The following is a 22723-nucleotide window of genomic DNA, read 5'->3' as shown; positions in this document are numbered from 1 at the left end:
ACATGCCCACTCTATCGCAGGAGCAGCCGGACGAGTCCGTTCCCGAGCCTCACCTCCACCGGCGGACGGCCGAGTCCTTCGGCGTGGACGCCGAACGCTACGACCGCGCCCGACCGTCGTATCCGCAGGCCCTGGTGGACAGGATCGTCGCGGCAAGCCCCGGTCGGCGCGTCCTCGACGTCGGAGCGGGGACCGGCATCGAGGCCCGCCAATTCCGGGCGGCCGGGTGCTCGGTGCTCGGCGTCGAGCCCGACGAACGGATGGCCGCCTTCGCGCGGCAGAGCCGTATCGAGGTCGAGGTCGCCAGGTTCGAGGACTGGCAGCCGGCGGGGCGGAAGTTCGACGTGGTCATCGCCGGCACCGCCTGGCACTGGGTCGACCCCGTCGCCGGTGCGGCCAAGGCGGCCCAGGTGCTCCGGCCCGGCGGCCGGCTCGCCCCCTTCCACCACGTCCCCCAGCTCCCGGCCGAGATGATCGACGCGCTTGCCGAAGCACTTCAGCGAGTCGCCCCCGGTTCCCCGTTCAACCCCGGCCTGCTGAAGGGTGCGGCCGTGGACGCCTACCAGCCGCTGTTCGCGAAGATCGCCGACGGAATCCGCCGGACCGGCAACTTCAGCGAGCCCGAACAATGGCACTTCGCCTGGGAGCGCACCTACTCCCGGGAGGAGTGGCTCGACCAGCTCCCCACCTTCGGCGGCCTCACGCAACTCCCCCCGGACAAGATGGCCGAGGTCCTGAAGAGCGCCGGGGCCGCGATCGACAGGCTCGGCGGCCACGTCACGATGCCGTACACATCCGTGGTGATCACCTCGACCCGCTCCACCACGGCCTGACCGCCGCAAACGTCGGGCGTCGCCGGGCGCCGGTAGACCGCTGCGCTCGGCGACGCCCCAAGAAGGCGGGGCCGTAGCCTGTCAGGCGAGGGCGAGGCTGATCTGGTCGTTGAAGACGACCCAGTGCTGCCCCGGGTCGGCGCTGTCGCACGGCTTGGTGGCGACGGTCGGCGTACCCCAGGCGTTGGCCAGGCAGTAGGCGGAGGCGAAGTTGAGAGAAATCTGTTGACCCGCCACGTCCCAGTACTGGCCCTGGTCGCGGGGGTCGCAGGGCTTGGTGGAGACGTCCGCCGTTCCCCACGTGTTGGCGAGGCAGTAGGCGCGGGCGTTGGCCAGGGCGATCTGGTTGCCCGAGACCACCCAGTGCTGGCCCTGGTCACCGGCATCGCACGGTTTCACGGACACCTGGGGTGTGCCCCAACTGTTCGCGAGGCAGTAGGCACCGGCCGCCTTCGTGTCCGGCTGGGCGGCGCCGGCGGAACCGGCCCCCGTGAGCACGGACACGCCCAGCACAGCGGCGCCGGCCCAGACAGCAGTCTTCTTCAGGTCAGCCGCCATGGAGCCCCCACTCGTCGAGGCCCGCGTAGATGTGCGCTTCGAGGCATTGCGGGGCGTCGAGGCCCACGGCCTCACCCCGGTACACGGCGATGAGGGAGTCCTCGCCCCGCCACCAGGAGTCGGTCACACCCCGTACTTCGGGCACCGGCTCGAATGCGCCGAGGTCCAGCGCATCGACGGCCTCGCGCGTGACCCTTGTGACGGTTGTGGCCCAGCGGCGGGCATGAGCCGCGAGCGCCAGGGATTCGACCCATCCGTCCGTACTGGCATGCAGGGGCGTCCAACGAGAGGCGTCGATACCGAACGCACCGTCGGGGCCGATCGCGAAGCCGTACGCCATGGACACCCGGCAGTCCCCTGCTCGGAACGACCAGCCTTCCGCAGCCACCTCCTTGGGGCAGCCGGCGCTCAGGACACGCGGACCGCCCTCGTAGAACGGGGCCGACGGGAGGGCGAGGCCGCCCCAGCGGTCCTGGAAAGCAGTGGCGCGTTCGATCTCCGAAGCGGGCACCCCGTGCTCGATCCACACGTCGCGGTGTCGCCGTACGTCCTGCCGGTGAACGCGGATACCCTGCGTTTCGACAAACCACTGGGCCCTGCGGCTCAGGCCGGCCGGCGCGATCGGGACGGTTGATACGGGCCGGTCAGCCACTACTGCGGCTCACCGTCTCCGGCGTGGAGCACGGCCGATGCGATCTCCCGTACGCGCTCCGGGCTGGTTCCCGTGCGCTGTTCGACGGCGAGGGGGTGGTCCGTGGGCTCCAGCTCGACGAAGGGGCGCTCGCCCACCGGGCGGGTATGGACGTGCGTCTTCAGGTTGAGCGTCGTCGCCGGGTACACCGGGAGATCGGTGGTGAGCCAGCCGAAGTACGGGGTCTCGGCCTCGCGGCCGGGCTTGTCCCACAGGTCCAAGGCCCGGGAGAAGTTCTCGCGGCTGAGCGAGACCCAGACGCCCCAGGAGAACACCTCGTCGACGCCGATGACCGGTATCTCGATCAGGCCCTTGACGAAGTAGTGCTGCCCGCGAACCACACACTGGTCCGCAGACAGCAAGCAGTCCTCGGCGTCGGCGAAGGCCGGCTCCCACACAGCGGGGGCCTCGGCCGTGTAGTTCATCGGCAGCTCGGAGTGGTGGGTCCCGCAGCACCCGCAGGTGAACCCCAAATCACTGGTCATGGGCCTGGAGCCTAGCGACGGCCTGCCGATGTAGCCGAATCCCCCGAAGGACAGGCGATGGTCCTTGCTCCGGAGCGGTGCGTACGGCCCGCTGTCAACCCAGTCCAAGCCCCACTCCGAGCCCCGAGCGCGATCCTGCCCAGGGCCTACACAGGGCCTACACAGGGCCTACGCAGGTGTCGCGGGCCGCGAGTCGGCAGGTGACTCCGCCGGGCGCCTCGTCCTGCCCGCACCCCTCAGCCATGTGAACGAGAAGAGGCCGGCACCGGCCATGACGACGGCCGCGCCGACGGCCGCGATGCTCATCCCGTGTGTGAAGGCGCCTCGCGCGGCCACCAGTACGGCTTCCGAGGTGTCGTACGGCAGTTGGGCCGCGGCGGCCGTGGCACCACCCAGCGTTTCCCGCACGGCCTCGGCCTGCGGCACTCCCGAGGGAAGCGCGCCGGCCACGTCCCGGCTGTAGACCGCCGCTCCGATGGTTCCGAGGATCGCCATGCCCAGCGCTCCGCCGAGTTCCTGGCCCGACTCCAGCACGGCCGCTGCTGATCCCGCGCGATCCGGCGGGGCCGCGCCGAGGGCGAGTTCGTTGGCGAGCGTCATGGCGGCGACCAGACCGCCCGCGTACACGGACGCGCCGACCAGGGTGAACGAGAGCGCCGAGTCGGTGCGTACCTGGGCCAGCCAGAGGAACCCGCAAGCGGAGAGGAGGAAGCCGCCGCCCATGACGTACGCGCGGTCCATACGCTGCGCGAGCGCGGCTGCGGCCGGGGCCATGATGGCGACTCCGGCGGCCGGCACCAGGCTCCACAGCGCGGCGTCGAACGGGCTCAGGCCGAGGACGGACTGCAGGTACTGCGTGAAGAAGACGGCCATCCCGACCGTGGCGAACATCGCGAGGAGGTTGGCGACCACCGGGCCGCCGAAGGTGCGCCGGCCGAGCAGACCGAGGTCGATCAGCGGATGCGGAAGGCGCTGCTGTCGGCGTACGAAGACGAAGCCGAGCACCAGGCCCGAGCTGATGGCGAGGGCGGGCACCGGCTCGTACCCGTGCCTGGCCCATTCCTTGATCCCGTAGGTGACCAGGAGTACAGCGCTCAGTGACAGCAACGCGCTCAGCAGGTCGAAGGGCTCGCCCTTCGGTGACTTGAACTCAGGCACCAGGAACGGCACCAGCACGAACAGCAGCAGCATCGCGGGCAGGTTGATCAGGAAGACGGAGCCCCACCAGAAGTGTTCCAGCAACAGGCCGCTGACCACGGGCCCCAGTGAGATGCCGGTGGTCATGACGGCAGTCCACAGGGTCACCGCCTTGCCGCGCTGCTTGTCGTCGTGGAAGAGGTTGCGGATCAGGGCGAGGGTCGAAGGGATCAGGGCGGCGCCGCCGACACCCAGCAACGCGCGTACGGCGATGAGCAGTTCAGCCGTGTGCGCGTACGCGGCGGCGACGGAGGCCGCTCCGAACAGGGCCGCTCCCGCGAGCACCAGCGAGCGTCGGCCGATCCGGTCGCCGAGCGCACCCATCGTAATGAGCAGCCCGGCGAGGACGAAGCCGTACATGTCGAGAATCCACAACTGCTGTGTGGCGCTGGGTTGCAGGTCCTGGCTGATGTAGGGAATCGCGAAGTACAGGACCGAGACGTCCATCGATACGAGGGCCAGGGGCAGCATGAGGACGGCGAGCGCGGTCCACTCCTTGCGTCCCGCGCGGTGGCGGGGTGTGTTCTCCATGCCCGGCAGGGAACCGAGAACGTTGCGTACGCCGCAAGCACAGACCTAGTGCACCCCATGTTCCGCGGCATTGAGCGGGATGAATGCCCGGTGGGTGCACTAGTACAGTGTGGTCATGGCCGAGGAACCGCCCTACCTCCGTATCGCTGCTGACATCCGTCGACGCATCGCCTCGGGCGAACTCGCCCCCGGTGCGCGCGTCCCCTCCACACGGGGCATCACCCAGGAGTGGGGCGTCGCCATGGCGACCGCGACGAAGGCTCTCGCCACCTTGAACCAGGAGGGTCTGGTGCGGGCCGTGCCTGGTGTCGGCACCGTGGTGGCCGAGTCGGGACGGGAACGGCCCCCGACGCCCCGCCACGGACTGAACCGGGACCGCGTCGTCCGCGCCGCGATCGCCCTCGTCGACGCCGAAGGGCTCGCCGCACTCTCCATGCGCCGGGTCGCGACCGATTTCGGTGTGTCCACCATGGCGCTCTACCGCCATGTGTCGAGCAAGGGCGAACTCGTACGGCTGATGTCGGAGACCGTGTTCAACGGGGAGCCACCGGGAGTGCGGCCGCCCGGCTGGCGAGCACAACTGGAGAGGGAGATCCGGTGGGTGTGGGGCCTGTACCGGCGTCACCCCTGGTTGGCGCGAGCCATGTCCGCTCTCACCCGGCCGATGGCCTCGCCCCACGCGATGCGCTACGCCGAGCGGGTCCTCAGCGCCCTGCAGGGTGTGGGGCTGACGCCGACCCAGGTCATCCACACCCACCTCGCTCTTCTCGGGTATGCCCAAGGCATCGCGGCGGCCGTCGAGTTGGAGACGCGGGCGTGGCAGGAGACGGGAATGACGCCCGAGGAGTGGATGGCCTCCAACGAGGCGCGGATGGAAATGATCCAGACCACCGGGTCCTATCCGATCTTGTCCACTCTCTTCGCCCAGGAGGATTTCGACCTCGAACTCGACGCACTCTTCGAGTTCGGACTCGCACGGATGCTGGACGGAGTCGCCTCGCTCATCGAGCAATCCAGAGGCTAGATCCGTGGCACCTACATCCGGGGTCCGGGCTTGGACACTCAACCGCAGGACACCCGTGCGAAGATCGCGACGTGAACGCTCCGCGCTTCCGTCTCGCTGACGACACCGACCTCGCCGCCGTCGTACGTCTGCGCGACGACGCCGCCCGCTGGATGCTCGCCCGAGGGGTCACCGGTCAGTGGCTGCCCGGCGAGCTCGACGTGGACCACTTCCGCCGGGTCATGGAGCATGGGGAGGTTTGGCTCGCGGAGTCGGCCGATCGTGTGGTCGGGGCCTGGGAGCTGTGGTGGGAGGACGAGGACGCCTGGGGCCCGCAGCCGTCGACAGCCGGCTATGTGCACCGGCTGATGGTGAACCACAGCAGCGCTCCGCCCGGGACGGGGCGGCAGCTCCTACGAGTCGCCGAGCGCCGCGTGGCCGAGACCGGCCGGCCGCTGGTCCGTCTGGACTGCCTGGCCGACAACGCGCCCCTGAACGCGTACTACCTCAGCGCCGGCTATCAGGTTGTGGGACGTAAGGAGGGCAAGCCGCAGCCCGGCGGCAGGCCCAAGTCGTTCACGCTCTTCGAGAAGTCCCTGCCGGGCGGAGGAGAGTAGAAACCCCGCGCGCAGGCTTCGTTCGGGTTGGCCCGGGAGGTTTGCGGAGGGCCTCAGCGGCTGATGCCCAGGGGCCGAGTCCGTACGATCACCTGGTACGACCGATGGAGGGGGCGGACATGCTGGAGAACGTCGAGGGTGGGGCGGCGGCAGCACAGCGGCTCGCCGATGGTGCGCCGCTTCGCAGCGCGCTGGATGTCGCTGACCCGGCCGACTGGCTCGCGTTGGACGCGGGAGTACGTGAGGTGGCCTGGTACCGCCCGCAGTCCCTGCCGGGTTGGGAGCATGCCGCGCCGCTGCCCCCCGACCTGACCCAGGTCGGCGAGTCCGGGCTCGCGCTTGCCCTCTGCCACCGCAACGGCCGAATCCGTCAGGAAGCGGTACGTCAGTCGGAGCGGTACCCCGCTCTGCTGCCGTTGGTCGTGATCCGTTGCGCCGACTGGGTCGGCCCGGTGCGCGAGCAGGCGCGGCAGTCGCTGTGCGCGGCCTTGAATGTGGGTTCTTCCCTCGGCCTCGCGTCGCTCATCCTTCGGGTCGGCCGCCGCGACAGAGGTGCGTTCGGCGTGGATCTGCTCAGTCAGATCCTGCGCCAGGCGGCCGTCGGTCAGCTCGCTGTTCTCTTCGCTGACCGCGACCGCGTCGTCCGGCGGTTCGCGTACCGGCTGGCCGTCGAGGGCAAGCTGCTCCGTCCCGCAGAGCTGGCCCGCGTGGCCGCCGGGGACCAGGACACCGTGATCCAGGACCTGTGTGCCACAGCGGCGCTCACCGCTCTGGTGAATGAGGAAGACTACGAGGGTGTGCTGCCCTCGCTGTTGTCCGCACGCAACCCTCGTGTCCGTTCGGCCGGCGTCACCGCGCTGAGGCGGGCAGGACGACCACCTCAGCAGGCTGAGCCGTTTCTCAGCGACCGCTCCGCGCTTGTGCGTGCCTGCGCCCGGTATGTCGTACGACAGCAGGGTGGTGACCCGGTGGCCTGGTATCGGGAACGGTGCGCGGTGGCCGACGACCCCGAGTTGCCGCCCGGTGCGGCGATCGGGCTGGCCGAGTGCGGGGACCGCGCGGACGCCGGGTTGCTGTGGCCGCTGCTGGCGCACCCCGAGGCCGGGGTGCGGGCGCGGGCGGTGGCAGGGTTGCGGGCGCTGGACTGCGCGGATGCGAAGCGGTTGCGGCCGCTCCTCGACGACCCTGCCTCCGGGGTCGTCCGCGAGACCGTTGCCGCCCTGCTGCCCTCCGCCGAGGAACTGCCCGCCGATTGGCTACTGGAGCGCACCGGCTCCGAGCGGCCGCGGCACGTCCGCCTCGGCGCGTTCCGGCTGCTCGCCGCACACGGTGGCATCGTGGCGCTGCGGGCGGCGGTCGGGCTGTTCGAGGACCCGGATGTGAAGCTGCGCACCTGGGCCGCGCAGTCGGTGCAGCGCTGGCGCCCGTCCCCGGACGGGCGGCGCGGCGACCCGGAGGTGGGTGAACTGCTCGGCCGGAGCCGCCATCTCTTCAGCGACTACGTGCTGCGCCGACGTCTGTGGGAAGCCGGGCTGGACATCTGAGGCCGCTCCAGGGCGGCTGCGGACGGTCGGAGAGAGTGGCTTGAGTCTCCTGTAGGGGGAGGCGTGAGAGTGAGGGCATGAACGGCGACACGCTCTTCACGATCGGTGACCTGGCCCGGCGGACCGGGCTGACGGTCAAGACCATCCGGTTCTACTCGGACACCGGGATCGTGCCGCCGACCGACCGCAGCCCGGCCGGCTACCGGCTCTACGACATCGGCGCGCTCACGCGTCTTGATCTGGTGCGCACCTTGCGTGACCTGGGACTCGACCTCGCCGTCATCCGGCGGGTGCTGGACCGGGAGGTCTCGGTGCCCGAGGTCGCGGCCGCGCACGCCGATGCCCTGGAGGCGCAGATCCGCACCCTGCGACTGCGACGCGCCGTGCTGCGCGCGGTGGCCAAACGTGGCTCCAGCCCCGAGGAGATGGACCTCATGCACAAGCTCGCGAAGCTTTCCGACGACGAACGCCGACGCCTGATCACCGACTTCATCGACGACACGTTCGGTGGGTTCGACGCCAACGCCGACTTCGTCGACATGATGCGCGCGGCCATGCCCGAACTGCCGGACGACCCCGAACCCGAGCAGGTCGACGCATGGGTGGAACTCGCCGAGCTCGCCCAGGACCCCGACTTCCGCGCTGCCGTACGCCGCATGGCCCAGTACCAGGCGGACGAGCGCGCCCGGGGCGACCACACCGGCTTGCACCACGAGCTCACCGAGGCGGTCCGGGACAGCGTCGGCCGCGCGCTCGACTCGGGCATCGACCCGGCCTCGGCCGAGGCCGCACCCGTCATCGACGCCCTCACCGTCCTCTACGCCCAGACCTTCGGCCGCGCGCCGACGACACCGAACTGCGCCGCTGGCTGCTGACCCGCCTGGAGGTGGCCGGCGACCCCCGCGCGGAACGCTACTGGCGCCTGCTCGCCGTCATCAACGGCTGGCCCGTCCCGCCCAGCCTGGCCCCGGTGTTCACGTGGTTCACGCACGCGTTGCGCGCCCATACCGGGCAGCCGTCCCCGGTGGAGTAGTCCCGCGCCTGGCGGCCGGCCGCCAGGAGAAGGGCCCCGCGTCCGGCAGAGGTCGTCGGGGCGGTGGGGCCGGGTCGGTCGCCGCGCTCGTCCGGCGCGCCGCCGGCGCCGACCTTCTCGTCGGTCACACGACCGGTTCCGCCAGCTCCTGCGCTACCGCCCCGGCGGCACCGGACCATCCCGCCGTAGGCGAACTGCTGGAGCGGATGGAGGAGACGGCCGGCACGAAACCCAAGGCGCAGCCGGAGGGTTCGGGCTCCCGGTCGGACACGCAGCCCGATGAGGTGGACCCGGCGGAGTAGGCGATTAATTGGGCTGCGCGTGGCTTTGTGCCTCCGCATACTGGCGGTTCGCGACTCCGAGAATCCCGAAGGAACGTTTGCGCGTGCAGGCCGCCGTCACCGTCACCCCCGCCCAGATCCCCGAACTGCTGCTGGGTCTCGCCACCGTGCGGCCCGTCTTCCTGTGGGGTGCGCCCGGAATCGGCAAGTCGTCGCTCGTACGGAAGTTCGCCGAGTCCCTGGGGTTGGAGTGCGTCAGCCTGCTCGGAACCCAGCTCGCGCCGGAGGATCTCATCGGCGTGCCGCAGATCCGTGACGGCCGGTCCGTGTTCTGTCCGCCCGAGTCCATCGCCCGTGACGAGCCGTACTGCCTGTTCCTCGACGAGCTCAACGCGGCGACGCCCGATGTGCAGAAGGCGTTCTACTCGCTGATCCTGGACCGCCGCATCGGTGCCTACGAGCTGCCCGCCGGCTCGATCGTCATCGGGGCCGGCAACCGTGCCACGGACAACGCGCTGGCGCGGCCCATCGCCTCCGCGCTCGTCAACCGGCTCACCCATGTCCACCTCCGGGCCTCGGCGGCGGACTGGCTGGTGTGGGCGGCCGAGAACGGTGTCCACCCGTGGGTGACGGACTACCTCACCGACCGGCCCGACCACCTGTGGTCGCAGCCGCCCAAGACCGAGGAGCCGTTCTCCACCCCCCGGTCCTGGCACATGCTGTCGGACGCCCTGCACTCCTTCGGGCCGGAGATCGACGAGGAGACGCTGAAGGTCGTCGTGCACGGCACGCTGACACCCGCTCACGCGGTCTCGTTCAGCGGCTACGCGAAGATCGTCCGTCACACCTTCGGCCTCGATGCGATCCTCAAGGGCGACGCCTCCTGGCCGGGGCGGCCCGAGGACCGCGACCTGCTCTACTACCTGGCCGACGCGTTCCGGGGGCACCTGGTCAAGGAGCTGCCGCGCCAGAAGGAGCACGTCTCGCCGTCCCTGCGGCAGACCGCCTACCGGGCCAAGTCGCTGCTCGTGCGGCTCGCCGAGATCTCGGTCGAGGTCGCCCAGACCGTCATCGCGGACGACGCCGACGGGCTGCCCGTACTGCCCGCGTGGTTCCTCGTGGAAGCCGCGCGGGACATGCCCCGGCTGGTCGAGGCCCGACGGTGACGGCGGCCGGCGGGCGCCGGGGCAGCGGCAGGGACGGGCAGAAGAAGACCGACCCCGCCACCGAGGCGTTCGCCGCCGGGCTCGCCCTCGTCAAGCGCAATCCGGCGTTCGCGGCGCTGGAGGCGTCGGTGTGCCGCCAGGACGCGTGCGCGCTGGCCCCGGCCGGTGGGCTGGCCGCCGTCACCTCGAACGGCACCATCCACGCACACCCCACCAAACGGGCCGACCCGGCGGAGTGGGCATGGGCGCTCGCCCACTGTCTGCTGCACCTCGGTTTCGGCCATGTGCCCGCATCGGCGGACGAACCGCGCGAACAGCCCGACCGCTTCGACGTCGCGGCACGCTGCACGGTCGTCAACCGCTTCCTGGTGAGCCATCCGGTGGGCCGGGCGCCCATCGCCCTGCCGGGGTCGTTCCCGGGTGGCGACGAGGAGCTGCTCGCCGCCCGGTGGCGCCGCGACGGCATTCCCGCCGCGTACGAACACTGCGGCACGGCGGGCAAGCGCCCGGACCAGGTCCTCGCCACCTGGAGTTCCTGGAATTCCGCGGTCCCGGACTGGGAGACCGCCTTCGCGCACGCGCTGACCCGTAGCGTGTCCGCCGCGATGGATGTGGCCGGTGGCCGCCGCGACCGGGCCACCGGAGAGCTCGCACCCCAGCGGCCCTGGGACCGTGCCCTGAACTGGTTCATCTCCTCCTATCCCCTGCTGGGCGGGCTCGCCGCGGGCTTGAAGATCGTGGCCGACGCCGAGCTGGCCCGGTCGCAGGGCATCGCCATCGCGGCGGTGAGTCCGGTCGCGGGCGAGATCTACATCAACCCTCTGCGCGCGTTCACCGACGAGGAATGGCGCTTCGTCCTCGCGCACGAGATGCTGCACGCCGCGCTGCGGCACGGCGAACGCCGTGGAGGCCGCGACCCGTTTCTCTTCAACGTGGCCGCCGACTACGTCGTCAACGACTGGCTGGTCCAGATGCGCGTCGGCGACATGCCCGAGGGGCTGCTGTACGACCCGGGCCTGCGGGGCCTGTCCGCCGAGGAGGTGTACGACCGCATCGCGCACGATCTGCGCCGCCACCGCAGGCTTGCGACCCTGCGGGGCAAGGGTGCCGGGGACATCCTCGGCGAGCCGCTGCCGCATGCGGGTGCCCGGCCGTACACCGACCTGGACGAGTTCTACCGGCGCGGTCTGGTGCAGGGTTTCGACCTGCACCAGTACGGGCGGCGCGGCCTCCTGCCCGCAGGGCTGATCGAGGAGATCCGCGCCCTGTCGCACCCGCCCGTGCCGTGGGACGCGCGGCTGGCCCGCTGGTTCGACGAGTACGTTCCCCGGCCGGAGCCCGTACGCTCGTACGCGCGTCCGGCACGGCGGCAGGCCGCGACGCCCGGCATCCCGCGCGCCGGCCGGTACTTCCCGCCCCAGGAGACGGCCCGCTGCACGTTCGGCGTCGTGCTGGACACCTCCGGCTCGATGAACAGCACCCTGCTCGGCAAGGCTCTCGGTGCCATCGCCTCGTACGCCGCAGCCCGGGACGTGCCCGCGGCACGCGTGGTCTTCTGCGACGCCGCCCCCTACGACGCCGGCTACCTGCCGCCCGCCGAGATCGCCGGCCGGGTGCGGATACGTGGCCGCGGGGGTACCGAACTCCAGCCCGGTATCGATCTGTTGCAGCGGGCGGACGACTTCCCGCCGACCGCGCCCGTCCTCGTCATCACCGACGGCTGGTGCGACGTCCTGCGGATTCGCCGTGAGCACGCCTACCTGATACCGCAAGGCGCGTCGCTGCCGTTCACCCCGCGCGGCCCGGTGTTCCGGCTGACCTAGGTGGAGTGGGGCCGAGGCCGTCAGGTGCCTGCCGTACGTGCCCCGAGTACCGGTAGCAGCCGCAGTTTCTCGTCGTCCGGCGAACCCGGGGTCGCGGTGTACACCAGCAGTGTCTGGTTCTGCTCCGGGTCCAGGAGGACCTGGCACTGGAGGGTGAGGACGCCCAGCTCGGGGTGGCGTACGAGTTTGGGGTCCACCCTTGGTACGTCGATCTCGTGCGCGCTCCACAGGGTGGCGAACTCCGGGCTGCGTTCCAGCAGGAGGTCGCGCAGGTGCTCGGCGCGGCCCCCTGTCCCCTGCCGTGAGTAGGCGGCGCGCAGGCCGGATGCGAAGAAGCGGCTGTGCAGCGGGTGGTCCTGCTCCGGGTACAGCAGCCGGGCGGTGGGGTCGGTGAACCAGCGGTAGGTGAGGCTGCGTTCAGGCCCGGTGAACTGTGTCTGGTCACCGAGGAGCGCGATGGCCGCCGGTGTCTGGGCGAGCGTTTCCGCCACATCGCTGACGACCTGCGCCGGAGTGTCGTCCAGCCGTCCCAGGATGCGCATCAGGCCGGGCGTGATGTGGTCGGAGCGCAGGTTCCCGGGGCGGGACGGAGTGTTGTGTCCGGCGATGCGGAACAGGTGGTCGCGTTCGGCGAGCGAGAGGCGCAGGCCGCGGGCGATGGCGGCGAGCATCGGCTCGGACGGCTGCGGGCCGCGCTGTTGCTCCAGCCGGCTGTAGTAGTCGGTCGACATGCCGCTCAGCGCCGCTGCCTCCTCCCGGCGCAGGCCGCGGGTGCGGCGGCGCGGCCCGCGGGGCAGTCCCACGTCCTCCGGTTGCAGGGCTTCGCGGCGGGTGCGGAGGAAGTCCGCGAGTTGTGCTCGGTCCACGGTTCCAGTCTCCCTCGTGGTTCCGGTGCCTGATGTCCGGGGCCGGTGGGTGGAGGGTGCACGGGTCGCCGGTCCGGGCGGCCCGGGTCCCTTCAGAGCAGCATGCCGCCCGATGCCTCGATGCGCTGCCCGGTGACCCAGGACGTGCCCTCGGCGAGCAGCGCGGCAGCGGCGGTGCCGATGTCGTCGGGTTCGCCGGGGCGGCCCATCGCGGTGACACCGCTCAGCATGGCGCGCATGTCGTGGTCGTCGCGGACGCCGCCACCGCCGAAGTCGGTGCCGGTGGCCCCCGGCGCGAGGGCGTTGACCGCGATGCCGCGCGGTCCCAGTTCCTTGGCGAGGTAGCGGGTGAGGATTTCCACGGCGCCCTTGGCCGCGGCGTACGCGGCGGTCTGGGCGGCGATGAAGCGGGTCAGGCCGGTGGAGACGTTGAGGATGCGGCCGCCGTCCTTGATCAGGGGCAGCAGGGCCTGGGTGAGGAAGAAGACGCCCTTGACGTGAACGTCCATCAGCCCGTCGAACTGCTCCTCGGTGGTCTCCGCGAACGACGCGTGTACTCCGTGTCCGGCGTTGTTGACGAGGATGTCGAGGTCGTCGCGGCCCCATTCCCGGGCCAGGGCCTGACGCACCTCGGCGGTGAAGGCGGGGATCGCGGCGGTGTCCCCGGTGTCCAGTCGCAGGGCGATTGCCGTACGGCCCAGTTTCCTGGCCTCCTCCACGACGGCCTCGGCCTCGTCGGCGTGCGAGCGGTAGGTGAGGATCAGGTCGGTGCCGGACTCGGCGAGGTGCAGGGCGGTGCTGCGGCCGAGGCCCCGGTTGGCGCCGGTGATCAGGGCGATGCGGGTCATGATGGCTCCGTCGGGTTCGAGGTGCGGGCGGACCGGCCGGTCCGTCGCCGCCTTCCACTCAACGATCGCGCGGGCCCGGGGCCGGATGAAGGCCGCGGTTGTCCAGGGATCGCGAGTCCCCCTTTCAGCATCCGTCCCGCCGGGCGGTGGCCGTAGCGTGAGCGTGCCGGCCCCGGGCAGGGGCACGGCCGCTGAGACCACATCTGCCGGCAGCCAGTGGCTCAGTCGTGTGCCGGATGAATGGCGGTGACCAGCCAGGAGCTGCTGTGCAGCCACACCCCGCTGTCCGTCTCGTAGGGGTGCAGGGCGGCTGTCAGTGCCTGCCGCGCCGCCGTCCGCGAGGCCGGCGTTGCCTGGTCGAGCAGGTGGCGTACGGGGCCGGAGTCCAGCATGAACGCTGTGGCGTCCTCGGTGTCGGCTCCCCACTTCCCCGCCACTCGAATGTGCTGCACCTGCACCTTCTGGAACCCGGCGGCGGCGAGCAGATCCTGAATGTGACCGGGGTCGGTGAGGGAGAACATGCCGGGGGGCGCCGGCCTTCCCGAACCCGCCGAGCGGCAGGATGTCCTTGAGCGGGGCCAGGGCGGCGAACCACTCGTTGCCCTCTGGCTCGGCCGCACAGATGAACGCCAGCCGGCCGCCGGGGCGCAGTGCGCGGTGCAAGTTGGCGAATGCGGCGGCCGGGTCGGTGAAGAAGGTCATGCCGTACCGGCTGATGATCGCGTCGAACGTTCCGTTCCCCAGGGGGTGGACCTGCGCGTCGCCCTGCACGAAGTCCGCGTTCGCCACTCCTTCGCGTACGGCGCTCTCCCGAGCCTTGTTCAGCATCGGTTCCGACAGGTCCAGGCCGAGCGCCCGGCCGCGTACGGCATGACGAGCGGCGAGGCGGGTCGTACGGCCGGCTCCGCAGCCGACGTCCAGCACGGTGTCGGACTCGAGGATGCCCGCAGCGTCCAGAAGTGGCTGGTTGAAGCCGTCGTTGACGGCGTCCCACCGCTCCTGGCTGCGGGCCCACTGCGCGCCCTCGTATCCGTTCCATGCCTCGGCCTGCGCGGTGTTGGCGAACTGCGCCATGGTTGCGCTCCCTCCCGCCGGGCGCGACGAGGCGTCCCGGCCCTAGAATGGGCAAGTGCCCAAAATAGTATGGGCGTCCGCCCATACTTGCAACGACCAGGACGACAGGGGAAGTTGTGTCACCTCGTGGAGTAGCGATTCCGGATCTGCGCGAGCGGCTGTTCGCGGCGGCGGAACGGGTGGCGGCCCGCGATGGTGCCGCCGCGTTGACCAGCCGCGCGATCACCGCGGAGGCGGGCTGCGCCAAGGGCGTGCTGCACACGCATTTCGCCGGCCTGGACGGGTTCGTCGCCGAACTGGTCCTGGACCGCTTCGCCCGCAGTGCCCGCCAGGCCCAGGCCCTGGAGGCCAAAGTGGGCCACGCCACGGTCGCGGAGAACCTCCAGGACGTTGTCGGGGCTCTGCTGGACTCTCTTCCGCCCGCGGTGGTGGGCCTGGCGATCACCCGCCCAGCGGCCGCGGCGCACACCCGCGACGGCCTCCAGTCCGGCGCGCCCGCCTTCGACGCGATCCAGCACGCCGTCGCTTCGTACCTCCAGGCGGAACAGCACGCCGGCCGGATTCCCGCCGACAGCGACGCCGCCACCATCGCGCTCGCCCTCGTCGGCACAACCCACCACTTGCTGATGACCGGCAGCCCTGAACAAACCACCGACAGTACGGCGACCGTAGAACGGCTGCTGGCCGCACTCCTCCCACGCTGAGGCCCTGCCGACAAGCCCCCTGTTGCGTCTGGCGGCGGCGTACCAGGGGGCAGGAGTGAGCCGTGCCGCCGGCATCTTCCGGGACGCGGAGCAGGGAGCCGACAGCTGCGGCCGAAGCCGGTGACGGGTCCGTACGCGGTTGCGGTGAAGAGTCTGGGCGAGCCAAGGCGGGATGGGGCTGACCGGATTCGAACCGGTGTCCTCCCACATGCCGTGAGGGCGCGACAACCGCTGCGCTACGAGCCCCATCCCGCCACGATCATACGACTCACTCGCGCCCACCGCTCCGACATTTAGATGGGCGCCCGGTCCTCGGGTCCGGCTCTGGTGATCGTTAGGTTCGGGGCCATGACGATCACGTATGAGTGGCGGGGCGACGTCGACAACTCAGCGGTCAACCAGCTGCATGCCGAAGGGTTCGGTCATCCAGTCGAGCAGACCGACTGGCGTGCAAGGCTTCAACGTCACAGCCTCGGCTGGGTCTGCGCCCGGGAAGGTGATCGTTTGGTCGGCTTCGTCAACTCGCCTGGGACGGCGGTGTCCATGCGTTTGTCCTGGACACGGTCGTAGCTCAGTCCAATCGTGCGAACGGGGTGGGAGCCGCGCTGGTCAAGGCGGCTGCTCAGGGGTGCCGCGCCGCGGGGTGCGAGTGGCTGCATGTCGACTTCGAAGGGCACTTGCGATCGTTCTACTTCGATGCCTGCGGATTCAGAGAGACGGCTGCAGGACTGCTCGCCCTGTGACCTCGGCCTCCCGCCTTGGGGGCCGGGGCCGGGTGTACGGCTGCGCAACTCCACCCGCGCCGCCGGCAGTCGTCCGGTCGGGGGCGGCCACACCATGGGTCGGTTGTCTCACGGGGCCGGCGTCGTCGCGTTGTCGGTGAACCTCTTGCGCCAGGCGAGTGCGACGTAGACCAGGCCGATCAGCACCGGCACTTCGATGAGGGGGCCGACAACCCCGGACAGGGCCTGGCCGGAGGTGACGCCGAAGGTGGCGATGGCGACCGCGATGGCCAGCTCGAAGTTGTTGCCCGCAGCGGTGAAGGCGAGGGTTGCGGTGCGGTCGTAGGCCAGGCCCAGCCCCTTGCCCAGGAGGAAGGTCCCGAAGAACATCAGGGCGAAGTAGGCCAGCAGCGGTAGCGCCATCCGGGCGACGTCCAGCGGCTGGGAGGTGATGGTCCTGCCCTGGAGGGCGAAGAGGATGACGATCGTGAACAGCAGCCCGTACAGCGCCCACGGACCGACCTTCGGAAGGAACCTGGCCTCGTAGTCGGCGCGGCCGAGTCTCCTCTCGCCCAGACGGCGAGTGAGGAACCCGGCGGCAAGTGGAATGCCGAGGAAGATGACGACGTTCAGTGCGATCTTCCCCATGGAGATGTCGAGATGCTCGCCGTCACCGAGGCCGAGCCAGCCGGGCAGGAGGTCGAGATACAGCCAGCCGAGCAGGCCGAACGCCAGGACCTGGAAGACGGAGTTCAATGCGACGAGAACGGCGGCGGCCTCGCGGTCGCCGCAGGCCAGGTCGTTCCAGATGATGACCATGGCGATGCACCGGGCAAGGCCCACGATGATCAGGCCGGTGCGGTACTCGGGCAGGTCCGGCAGAAAGATCCACGCCAGCGCGAACATGACCGCAGGTCCCACGAGCCAGTTGATGACCAGCGACGAAACCATGAGTTTCTTGTCGCCGGTCACGCGGTCGAACCGGTCGTAGCGGACCTTCGCCAGCACCGGATACATCATGACCAGTAGGCCGAGCGCGATCGGCAGCGAGACTCCGCCGATCTCCACCTTCACCAGCACGTCGTCAAGGCCGGGGACGAGTCGGCCGAGCCCCAGGCCAGCGGCCATGGCAAGCAGAATCCACACCGCGAGGTAGCGGTCGAGCGTGGAGAGCCTTCTGACGATCGAATCGTCCCCGGCCCCGTCAGCGCTCGCGGCGCGAGCGGTGGTGGGCTCGGTGGCGGTCATGAGCAGGCCCTCTTGTTCTCGGCGGCGGCACGGGCGGACGCGGCGAGTTCGGCGAACTGCTCGGAGAGCCCGGCCAGGACGTCGGGCTTGAGCTTGTAATAGGTGAAGCGGCCGCACGGCTCGGTCTCCACCAGCCCGGCCTCACGCAACACCTTCATGTGATTCGACAGGTTGGTCTGCCGGGCCCGGGTCTCCTCCACCAGGTGCGTGGTGCACAGCGTCTCGTGCGCCAGCAAGGTCACGATCCGCATCCGGAGCGGGTCACCCAGCGCCCGGATCACATCAGCGTCGACTGAAGTCAGCATGCGCTGATGATTTCACATCAGTATCTGCTGACACCAGCAGATACTGATGTGATGGTTGACGCGCAGCCGCCGCGAGTCAGGAGGAAACGTCCTTCACGCCTCCAGAGCCCCGAGGCGAAGCCGTCCGTACTGCCCATCTGCGTCCACAACGCGGACCGCTCTCAGATGGCCGCCGCCGCGATGACCGAGGCCAGCATCAACTCGGGATACGTTGCCGGTTCAAAACTGGCAGGCCTCCTCAGTGAAGCCCGTATCGCGGACGTCGTGCAGGGCCTCGATCTTCCGGTGGTCGCGGACCGTTTGCGCACATCGGGCGGGCGCGTCGCTGATCGATGGTCAGGCTGGTGACGGCATAGACAGCGGGAGGGCCCTCCTGCCCGCCTCACGGTCGATCGGGTGGCGCTCGATCTGCACGGCCTGCTGGGAACCGGTGAGGCACGGATGCTCCACTGCGGCGACCTTGTGTACACCGGATCTCGGCGCGGCCGTTTCCGATGTCACGAGTCCGGCCCAGGAGCGGGTTGTCCGTCCAAGGCAGGGACATCATCTGCCTGCACGGCTTCTTCTGGTGGACCTTGGCGATGGCGATGCAGTGGGCGCGGCGGCGTAGGAGGTAGTCGGCGTGCTCGCGCTGGGTGCGGAGTGCGGCATTGGTGACCTCGGTTCCGGCGAGACGAGCTGCAGTGTCCAGCAGCGGCCGGAAGCGGCGAGATCGCCGTGGGCCCGCACGGGCTATCGAGAAGCGTCAACCGGTGTCAGCGGAGCGGGCTGGCGCCGTGCAGGGCATGCAAGATGTGCGGCCAGGCGGCGGCCCCCAGCGCTGCGTCGTCGGCGTCGGTCCCCCCGTAGCGCAGATGCGTCGACGGAGTGGCTGGTCCTTCACCTGGAAGGCGGGGACGGTGGCCGGCAGCGCACCGTTCGACTAAGGGCTGTCCCGTAATCCCCGGTGGATCAGCGCGCGGCGTCAGATGCGGTGCATCGCAAGGCGGAGGGGCGTTCGCATACTGGACGTATTCGGACGTTCCGACAACGCAGCGAGGTGCCGTAGCTGTCGTCGTGCGCCCGCCGGGGATTACGGGACAGCCCTTAGGGCGCGTATTCGGTCGTGATCAATTTGCGGGTTTCGCCCTCGTGGTTGCCCCTGATCCGGTAGACCGTGGTGCGTGACCCGTGTGCAACTGACCGACAGTGAGTGGGAGTTCATCGAGCCGTACTTGCCGATCGGCGAGTACGGCCCCTACCCCGAACGGCTGCGCCAGCAGTTCGAGGGCGTGATCTGGCACTTCAGGACCGGCAGCCAGTGGCGCGAGATTCCCCGGGAGTTCGGTTCCTGGTCGGCCGTCCACAACCGTTTCCGGCAGTGGAGGGACGCCGGCGTCTTCGAAGCCCTGCTGGAGGGCGCGATCGCGGAAGCCGCCAAGCGGGGCGAGGTGGACTTGTCCCTGGTCAGCGTGGACTCCACCACCGTCCGGGCCCACCATGACGCCGCCGGGATGCACCTGGAGCCCGATGCCATGGCGGCCCTGGAGAAAGCCGCTGACGAAGCGGAGAAGGCCCGGCAAAAGGGGGCGGCCCGCAGGAACAGGACGGGCAGGACGACCCGGGACGGGAAGAACGGCGACGCATCCGACGCCGCCGAAAGCTCCGTTTGAAAGCCGCCCTGCTCGGACGCTCCAGAGGCGGGCAGACCAGCAAGGTCCACGTCGCCGGGGAGCGCAGGTGCCGCCCCGTGGCGTTCGTCCTGACCGAGGGCCAGGCCGCCGACAGCCCGCAGTTCATCACCGTGCTGCGGAAGGTCCGGGTCCCCGGACCGGTCGGACGCCCTCGCACCCGGCCCGACGCGGTCGCCGGGGATAAGGCCTACTCGTCCAGGGGAAACCGCAACCACCTGCGCAAACGCCACATCAAGGCCGTCATCCCGGAGAAAATCGACCAAGCCGCCAGCCGCAGGAAGAAGGGCGGCAAGGGCGGCAGGCCCGTCAGCCATGATGCCGAACTCTACAAGGACCGGAACACCGTCGAGCGCCTGATCAACAAGCTGAAGGCATGGCGGGGCATCGCCACACGCTATGACAAGACCCCGGAGAGCTACCTCGCCGGCCTCCACCTTCGTGGCGCGATGATCTGGATCAAGGACCTCACCAGAGCCGCTTGATCACGACCAAATACGCGCCCTAGTACCGTGGGCAACCCAACCGCAGCCCGGCGGTCCCTCAGCGCCCGTGCGGCGGGCAGGCAGGGCCAGGTCCGATCGTCTCCGCCGGCTACCAGGACAAGCTCGGCTGCGGTGCTCTCCACGGGGATGGCCGCAGTTTCATACTGCTCGGGGTAGAGCTCGCGACTGCGCTCGTACCAGCCACGAAGGGACACCAGTCCGTCCTCGTCGTGTGCTTCCGGCTTCCATGCCTCGTCCAGCGGCACGAACGGGAGCGGCTCTCCGCGCCAGGTCCATGACGAGCGCCAGGGCCGACTCCGACCGTCCGTGCCGGGGCCCAGGTTTGGCCATGTCACTGAGGTCGGCGACAGTGCGACGACGGCGTCGATACGCTGGTCGAGGACGGACAGCCACAGCGCGGCCTCGGCTCCCTTGGACAGGCCGAGCACGCCAAGACGCTCGATGCCTTGGGAGTGCAGAAGATCCAGGGCGTGCGTGAACGTCTCGATCGGGATCTCGCAGATTCCAGGCGGCTGACCCTCGCCGCCGTACCAGCGGAGCCCCAAGGCCACCAACCCGCTACGCGCGAGCGATCGGCATCGCTGCTCGGCGCCGGGGCCGTAGGAGCCGTGCAGAACGAGCACCCCGATCCGACCTCCTGCGGCTGGCCTCACCAGCACGCCCTCGACGGGTCCGGCGATTTCCTGCTTGATGATGTCCATGGTCCCCCGTAGAACGTTCCGGAGGATTCTGCCACCAGGCGACGGTAGGTCTCACCATCGACCAGCGCGGCGGAGCGACCCCATGCATACGCTCCGACTCAGCATGAACCGGATGTCGCTCCGGCGACATCGGACGACGTCCTGCGGGCCGTCAACATCAACACGAGCGTCGCCATCAGTCTGCACGGTATGGGACCACCATCGCGGCCTTCAACCGGCCATGTATTTATCAGCCCAGTTCATCGCACTGCTCTGCTCGGCATCAAAGGTCTACTACGACAGGAAGCGCACGGAGGGCCATCAACTTCGAGGGGCGAAGCCGGGTAGTAGATGACGCCACGTGCAAGAAGAATCTGGGCCGCAGGGGCTTCTACGTCGGTGGTCCAGATACGCGGCAGGCAGACCGTCGCACCCGTGTCAGAAGAGGTCCAGCAGCTCTGTCAGGGACGCGATGGACGGTGTCTCCGTCGTGAGCGCTCCCCTGCAGATTGCGCGCCCCGCGTAACCGAGTCCGATCGCGGCGTCGACCAGATCTGGATCGTCATCGACGAACAGACATTGCGCGGGCCGGAGATCCAGCGTGGTGCTGGCATGGTGGTACATGCGTGGATCCGGCTTGTTGCAACCGAGCACCGCAGAAATCGCATACGCCTCGAAGAACCGTCTGATCCCTAACCCTGCGTGAAGGTCAGGCAGATTGGGCCAGGCATCCGACACCACCGCCATCCGCACTCCCCGGCGGCGGAGCTCCTCCAGGGTGTCCGCGACATCCGGGTAGAGCTCCAAGAGCGTGGCCGGCGGCACCTCGCGGCGCAAGTCGCTGAGGAGTTCCGGGGTCGGGTCCACCCCCATGTGCCGGAGCATCAGCCGGTGGTACTCGTCGGGTTCAGGCTCGGGGAACGAGGAAGCGAGGCAGCGGTCGCCCGCGGCGATGGCTGCCACGAACTGTTCCGGCGCGATAGAAGGCACATGGGCAAGGACGGTCTGCTCGAAGTCCGCTCGTGGGTTCCATCGGCTACCGATCGGCTGCATCAGCACACCGCCGGAGTCGAAGAGAACAGCGCGAAGGTCATCCTGCGGAGAGGGGCGTGTCGCCATTCGGCTCAGTCTGGCTCAGCGGGCTTCCTTTGGTCGACCCTGAAGCGACCAGCCGGTCAGGGCGGTGGTCCGGCATCGGCGCGGCGACCGGGAAGTACTGGGCGCGATCATCTTCGGGCGACGTCGGGTTGTACGTGGCAGCAGCTGCCGTCGGCGTCGTTCGGGTCCGTCCAGAACGCCTGCTCACCAGCGGTTCTCTCAGTGGTCAAAGGCCAGGGTGTGAGCCGCTCGCTACTGCGGCCTCAGCCGTCCTGCACTTCGCTGCGCCTACCATGCTGGGTGAGGAGCTAGTACTCCAGCAGGATTTTGGTGTCTGACCTGGTCTTTCGCCGGGTGGCGGGAGTGTAGCGGTATGTCGGTCGTGCAGGGGCGGTCTTACGGGGACCGCCCCTCGATCGTGCGACAACGCCGCTGGTAGTGACAGCGGCGGGCGACTGCTTGGCGTCGGCGGCGCCAGTTCGACCAGTTCAGCGCGTGGTGCAGGCCGCGGTGTCCGCTCAGGTGCGGGGGCCGGGGAAGACAAGCTCTCGGCCCTGACCTGCTGGGGCGGGTGCACGGAGAGTGGCTCGGTGGCGGGCGACGCCACCGCACCGGACGACTACGACCGGGCATGCGCGGTGGACGATCTGGCGGGTGTGATTCCCATCGGCGAGAACGGGGCGCAGGCCCTGGTGCTGGCTGACGAGCCGGCGACCAGTTGTTACCTGCCCCGGCACCGCGTGTTCCTGCGGTGGCTCGCTGCCGACTCCGAGGCCGGGCTGCGAACTGCGGCGGACCTCGTCCTCGCAGATCCGGCCACGATGTGGGAGGAGTGCGGCACCTGGGTCTCGGACGGGCCGGCAGTCCTCATGGACTCAGCCGAAGCGGGTTCCGACCTGGGCGTCGAGTACCCCGGCGGCGGGATGCCCTCCGAGGCATCGGTTCCGCTGCCCGCCGGCCACTGGAGGGTCCGCGCTGCGCAGGCCGAGGTGGACGAGGAGAACTGGGTCGGCCTGGTCCAGCTCCTGCCCGTCGAATCCTGAACGGGCGGCGCTTCGGCCGGGTGCGGTCTGTCGCGGCGTGCAAGGTTGCGCTGAAAGGCGAGGACGAGCAGCGCGTGGTGCACGCGATCGCTCGGTAGCTCGGTAGCCTCCGTCGTCGTTCAACGTGACCTCCCTGATGGGGGACCTTCGTCCCCGAACAGCTCCCATGCCATGCGGGCGTCCACGGCGGGGCCTTC

The 22723-nt window shown here is 69.8% G+C and carries 20 protein-coding genes, 1 tRNA gene and 4 pseudogenes; 12 read left to right on the top strand and 13 right to left on the bottom strand.

Going from position 1 to position 22723, the window contains the following annotated elements:
• The first annotated feature begins 2 nt into the window (after nucleotides 1-2).
• Nucleotides 3-833 (top strand): class I SAM-dependent methyltransferase, encoded by an 831-nt coding sequence (locus DNK56_RS17830; RefSeq protein ID WP_199563732.1) that lies wholly within the window; start codon nucleotides 3-5, stop codon nucleotides 831-833.
• A gap of 81 nt (nucleotides 834-914) precedes the next feature.
• Here DNK56_RS17830 and DNK56_RS17825 read toward each other — a convergent pair whose 3' ends face one another.
• From DNK56_RS17825 to DNK56_RS17810, 4 genes are all read right to left on the bottom strand, one after another.
• A complete protein-coding gene (locus DNK56_RS17825; protein WP_146610460.1) occupies nucleotides 915-1391 on the bottom strand; it encodes a ricin-type beta-trefoil lectin domain protein in 477 nt (158 codons plus the stop codon).
• Complete coding sequence (locus DNK56_RS17820; protein ID WP_111335214.1) at nucleotides 1381-2043, bottom strand: hypothetical protein; 663 nt, start codon at nucleotides 2041-2043, stop codon at nucleotides 1381-1383. The genes DNK56_RS17825 and DNK56_RS17820 overlap by 11 nt, the downstream gene beginning before the upstream one ends.
• Nucleotides 2043-2507 carry a DUF2199 domain-containing protein gene (locus DNK56_RS17815; RefSeq protein WP_241989973.1) on the bottom strand — a complete coding sequence of 155 codons (465 nt, stop codon included), beginning with the start codon at nucleotides 2505-2507 and terminating at the stop codon, nucleotides 2043-2045. Before DNK56_RS17815 ends, DNK56_RS17820 begins: the two co-directional genes overlap by 1 nt.
• Before the next feature lie 228 nt (nucleotides 2508-2735).
• A complete protein-coding gene (locus DNK56_RS17810) occupies nucleotides 2736-4295 on the bottom strand; it encodes an MFS transporter (protein WP_111335211.1) in 1560 nt (519 codons plus the stop codon).
• A 115-nt stretch (nucleotides 4296-4410) separates the two neighbouring features.
• On the opposite strand from DNK56_RS17810, the gene DNK56_RS17805 reads away from it, so the two are divergent.
• The 6 genes and pseudogenes from DNK56_RS17805 to DNK56_RS17780 all read left to right on the top strand — a co-directional run bounded on the left by DNK56_RS17805 (nucleotide 4411) and on the right by DNK56_RS17780 (nucleotide 11762).
• Nucleotides 4411-5319, top strand: coding sequence for a TetR/AcrR family transcriptional regulator C-terminal domain-containing protein (locus tag DNK56_RS17805; RefSeq protein ID WP_111335973.1), 909 nt, complete (start codon nucleotides 4411-4413; stop codon nucleotides 5317-5319).
• Between the two features lie 71 nt (nucleotides 5320-5390).
• The gene (locus DNK56_RS17800; protein ID WP_111335208.1) at nucleotides 5391-5915 is read left to right on the top strand and encodes a GNAT family N-acetyltransferase; all 525 of its coding nucleotides are present in this window, start codon (nucleotides 5391-5393) and stop codon (nucleotides 5913-5915) included.
• Between the two features lie 119 nt (nucleotides 5916-6034).
• The gene (locus DNK56_RS17795; RefSeq protein WP_241989922.1) at nucleotides 6035-7459 is read left to right on the top strand and encodes a hypothetical protein; all 1425 of its coding nucleotides are present in this window, start codon (nucleotides 6035-6037) and stop codon (nucleotides 7457-7459) included.
• Between the two features lie 77 nt (nucleotides 7460-7536).
• Nucleotides 7537-8492, top strand: a pseudogene (locus DNK56_RS17790) (MerR family transcriptional regulator).
• A 385-nt stretch (nucleotides 8493-8877) separates the two neighbouring features.
• Nucleotides 8878-9939, top strand: coding sequence for an ATP-binding protein (locus DNK56_RS17785; RefSeq protein ID WP_111335205.1), 1062 nt, complete (start codon nucleotides 8878-8880; stop codon nucleotides 9937-9939).
• Nucleotides 9936-11762: a vWA domain-containing protein gene (locus tag DNK56_RS17780; RefSeq protein WP_111335203.1), complete on the top strand. Its 1827-nt coding sequence runs from the start codon at nucleotides 9936-9938 to the stop codon at nucleotides 11760-11762. The genes DNK56_RS17785 and DNK56_RS17780 overlap by 4 nt, the downstream gene beginning before the upstream one ends.
• 20 nt (nucleotides 11763-11782) lie before the next feature.
• Here DNK56_RS17780 and DNK56_RS17775 read toward each other — a convergent pair whose 3' ends face one another.
• The 4 genes and pseudogenes from DNK56_RS17775 to DNK56_RS36020 form a co-directional block, all read right to left on the bottom strand.
• Nucleotides 11783-12628, bottom strand: coding sequence for a helix-turn-helix transcriptional regulator (locus DNK56_RS17775; RefSeq protein WP_111335200.1), 846 nt, complete (start codon nucleotides 12626-12628; stop codon nucleotides 11783-11785).
• Nucleotides 12629-12720: 92 nt separating this feature from the next.
• Nucleotides 12721-13476, bottom strand: a complete 756-nt coding sequence (locus DNK56_RS17770) for an SDR family NAD(P)-dependent oxidoreductase (protein ID WP_111335198.1) — start codon at nucleotides 13474-13476, stop codon at nucleotides 12721-12723.
• A gap of 221 nt (nucleotides 13477-13697) precedes the next feature.
• The gene (locus tag DNK56_RS36025; RefSeq protein ID WP_241989975.1) at nucleotides 13698-13997 is read right to left on the bottom strand and encodes a hypothetical protein; all 300 of its coding nucleotides are present in this window, start codon (nucleotides 13995-13997) and stop codon (nucleotides 13698-13700) included.
• A 139-nt stretch (nucleotides 13998-14136) separates the two neighbouring features.
• Nucleotides 14137-14550: pseudogene (locus DNK56_RS36020) on the bottom strand (class I SAM-dependent methyltransferase); the annotation flags it as partial.
• 116 nt (nucleotides 14551-14666) lie between these two features.
• Here DNK56_RS36020 and DNK56_RS17760 point away from each other — a divergent pair.
• Nucleotides 14667-15254, top strand: a complete 588-nt coding sequence (locus DNK56_RS17760; protein ID WP_111335195.1) for a TetR/AcrR family transcriptional regulator — start codon at nucleotides 14667-14669, stop codon at nucleotides 15252-15254.
• 173 nt (nucleotides 15255-15427) lie between these two features.
• Here DNK56_RS17760 and DNK56_RS17755 read toward each other — a convergent pair.
• A tRNA-Ala gene (locus DNK56_RS17755) sits at nucleotides 15428-15501 on the bottom strand.
• Nucleotides 15502-15602: 101 nt separating this feature from the next.
• Here DNK56_RS17755 and DNK56_RS17750 point away from each other — a divergent pair.
• A pseudogene (locus DNK56_RS17750) lies at nucleotides 15603-15997 on the top strand (GNAT family N-acetyltransferase).
• 108 nt (nucleotides 15998-16105) lie between these two features.
• Here the strand turns inward: DNK56_RS17750 and arsB are convergent.
• Nucleotides 16106-17224, bottom strand: coding sequence for an ACR3 family arsenite efflux transporter (arsB, locus tag DNK56_RS17745; RefSeq protein WP_111335192.1), 1119 nt, complete (start codon nucleotides 17222-17224; stop codon nucleotides 16106-16108).
• Nucleotides 17221-17529: an ArsR/SmtB family transcription factor gene (locus tag DNK56_RS17740; RefSeq protein WP_111335190.1), complete on the bottom strand. Its 309-nt coding sequence runs from the start codon at nucleotides 17527-17529 to the stop codon at nucleotides 17221-17223. Before DNK56_RS17740 ends, arsB begins: the two co-directional genes overlap by 4 nt.
• A gap of 6 nt (nucleotides 17530-17535) precedes the next feature.
• On the opposite strand from DNK56_RS17740, the gene DNK56_RS34735 reads away from it, so the two are divergent.
• Both DNK56_RS34735 and DNK56_RS17730 read left to right on the top strand, forming a co-directional pair.
• Complete coding sequence (locus tag DNK56_RS34735) at nucleotides 17536-17877, top strand: hypothetical protein (RefSeq protein ID WP_146610461.1); 342 nt, start codon at nucleotides 17536-17538, stop codon at nucleotides 17875-17877.
• Nucleotides 17878-18692: 815 nt separating this feature from the next.
• A pseudogene (locus tag DNK56_RS17730) lies at nucleotides 18693-19684 on the top strand (IS5 family transposase).
• Here the strand turns inward: DNK56_RS17730 and DNK56_RS17725 are convergent.
• On the bottom strand, nucleotides 19618-20406 hold the full coding sequence (locus DNK56_RS17725) for an acyl-CoA thioester hydrolase/BAAT C-terminal domain-containing protein (protein WP_111335184.1): 789 nt from the start codon (nucleotides 20404-20406) through the stop codon (nucleotides 19618-19620). The pseudogene DNK56_RS17730 and the gene DNK56_RS17725 sit on opposite strands and share 67 nt — an antisense overlap.
• 417 nt (nucleotides 20407-20823) lie before the next feature.
• Nucleotides 20824-21504 carry an HAD family hydrolase gene (locus DNK56_RS17720; protein WP_111335181.1) on the bottom strand — a complete coding sequence of 227 codons (681 nt, stop codon included), beginning with the start codon at nucleotides 21502-21504 and terminating at the stop codon, nucleotides 20824-20826.
• Nucleotides 21505-22037: 533 nt separating this feature from the next.
• Here DNK56_RS17720 and DNK56_RS17715 point away from each other — a divergent pair.
• The gene (locus tag DNK56_RS17715) at nucleotides 22038-22526 is read left to right on the top strand and encodes an Imm21 family immunity protein (protein WP_241989972.1); all 489 of its coding nucleotides are present in this window, start codon (nucleotides 22038-22040) and stop codon (nucleotides 22524-22526) included.
• Nucleotides 22527-22723 lie beyond the last annotated feature (197 nt).

Origin of the sequence: Streptomyces sp. AC1-42W (genome assembly GCF_003248355.1) — a bacterium.
Taxonomy (GTDB): domain Bacteria; phylum Actinomycetota; class Actinomycetes; order Streptomycetales; family Streptomycetaceae; genus Streptomyces.
The sequence above is the reverse complement of the archived record's forward strand: the minus strand, read 5'-3'. Positions and strand labels throughout refer to the sequence as shown.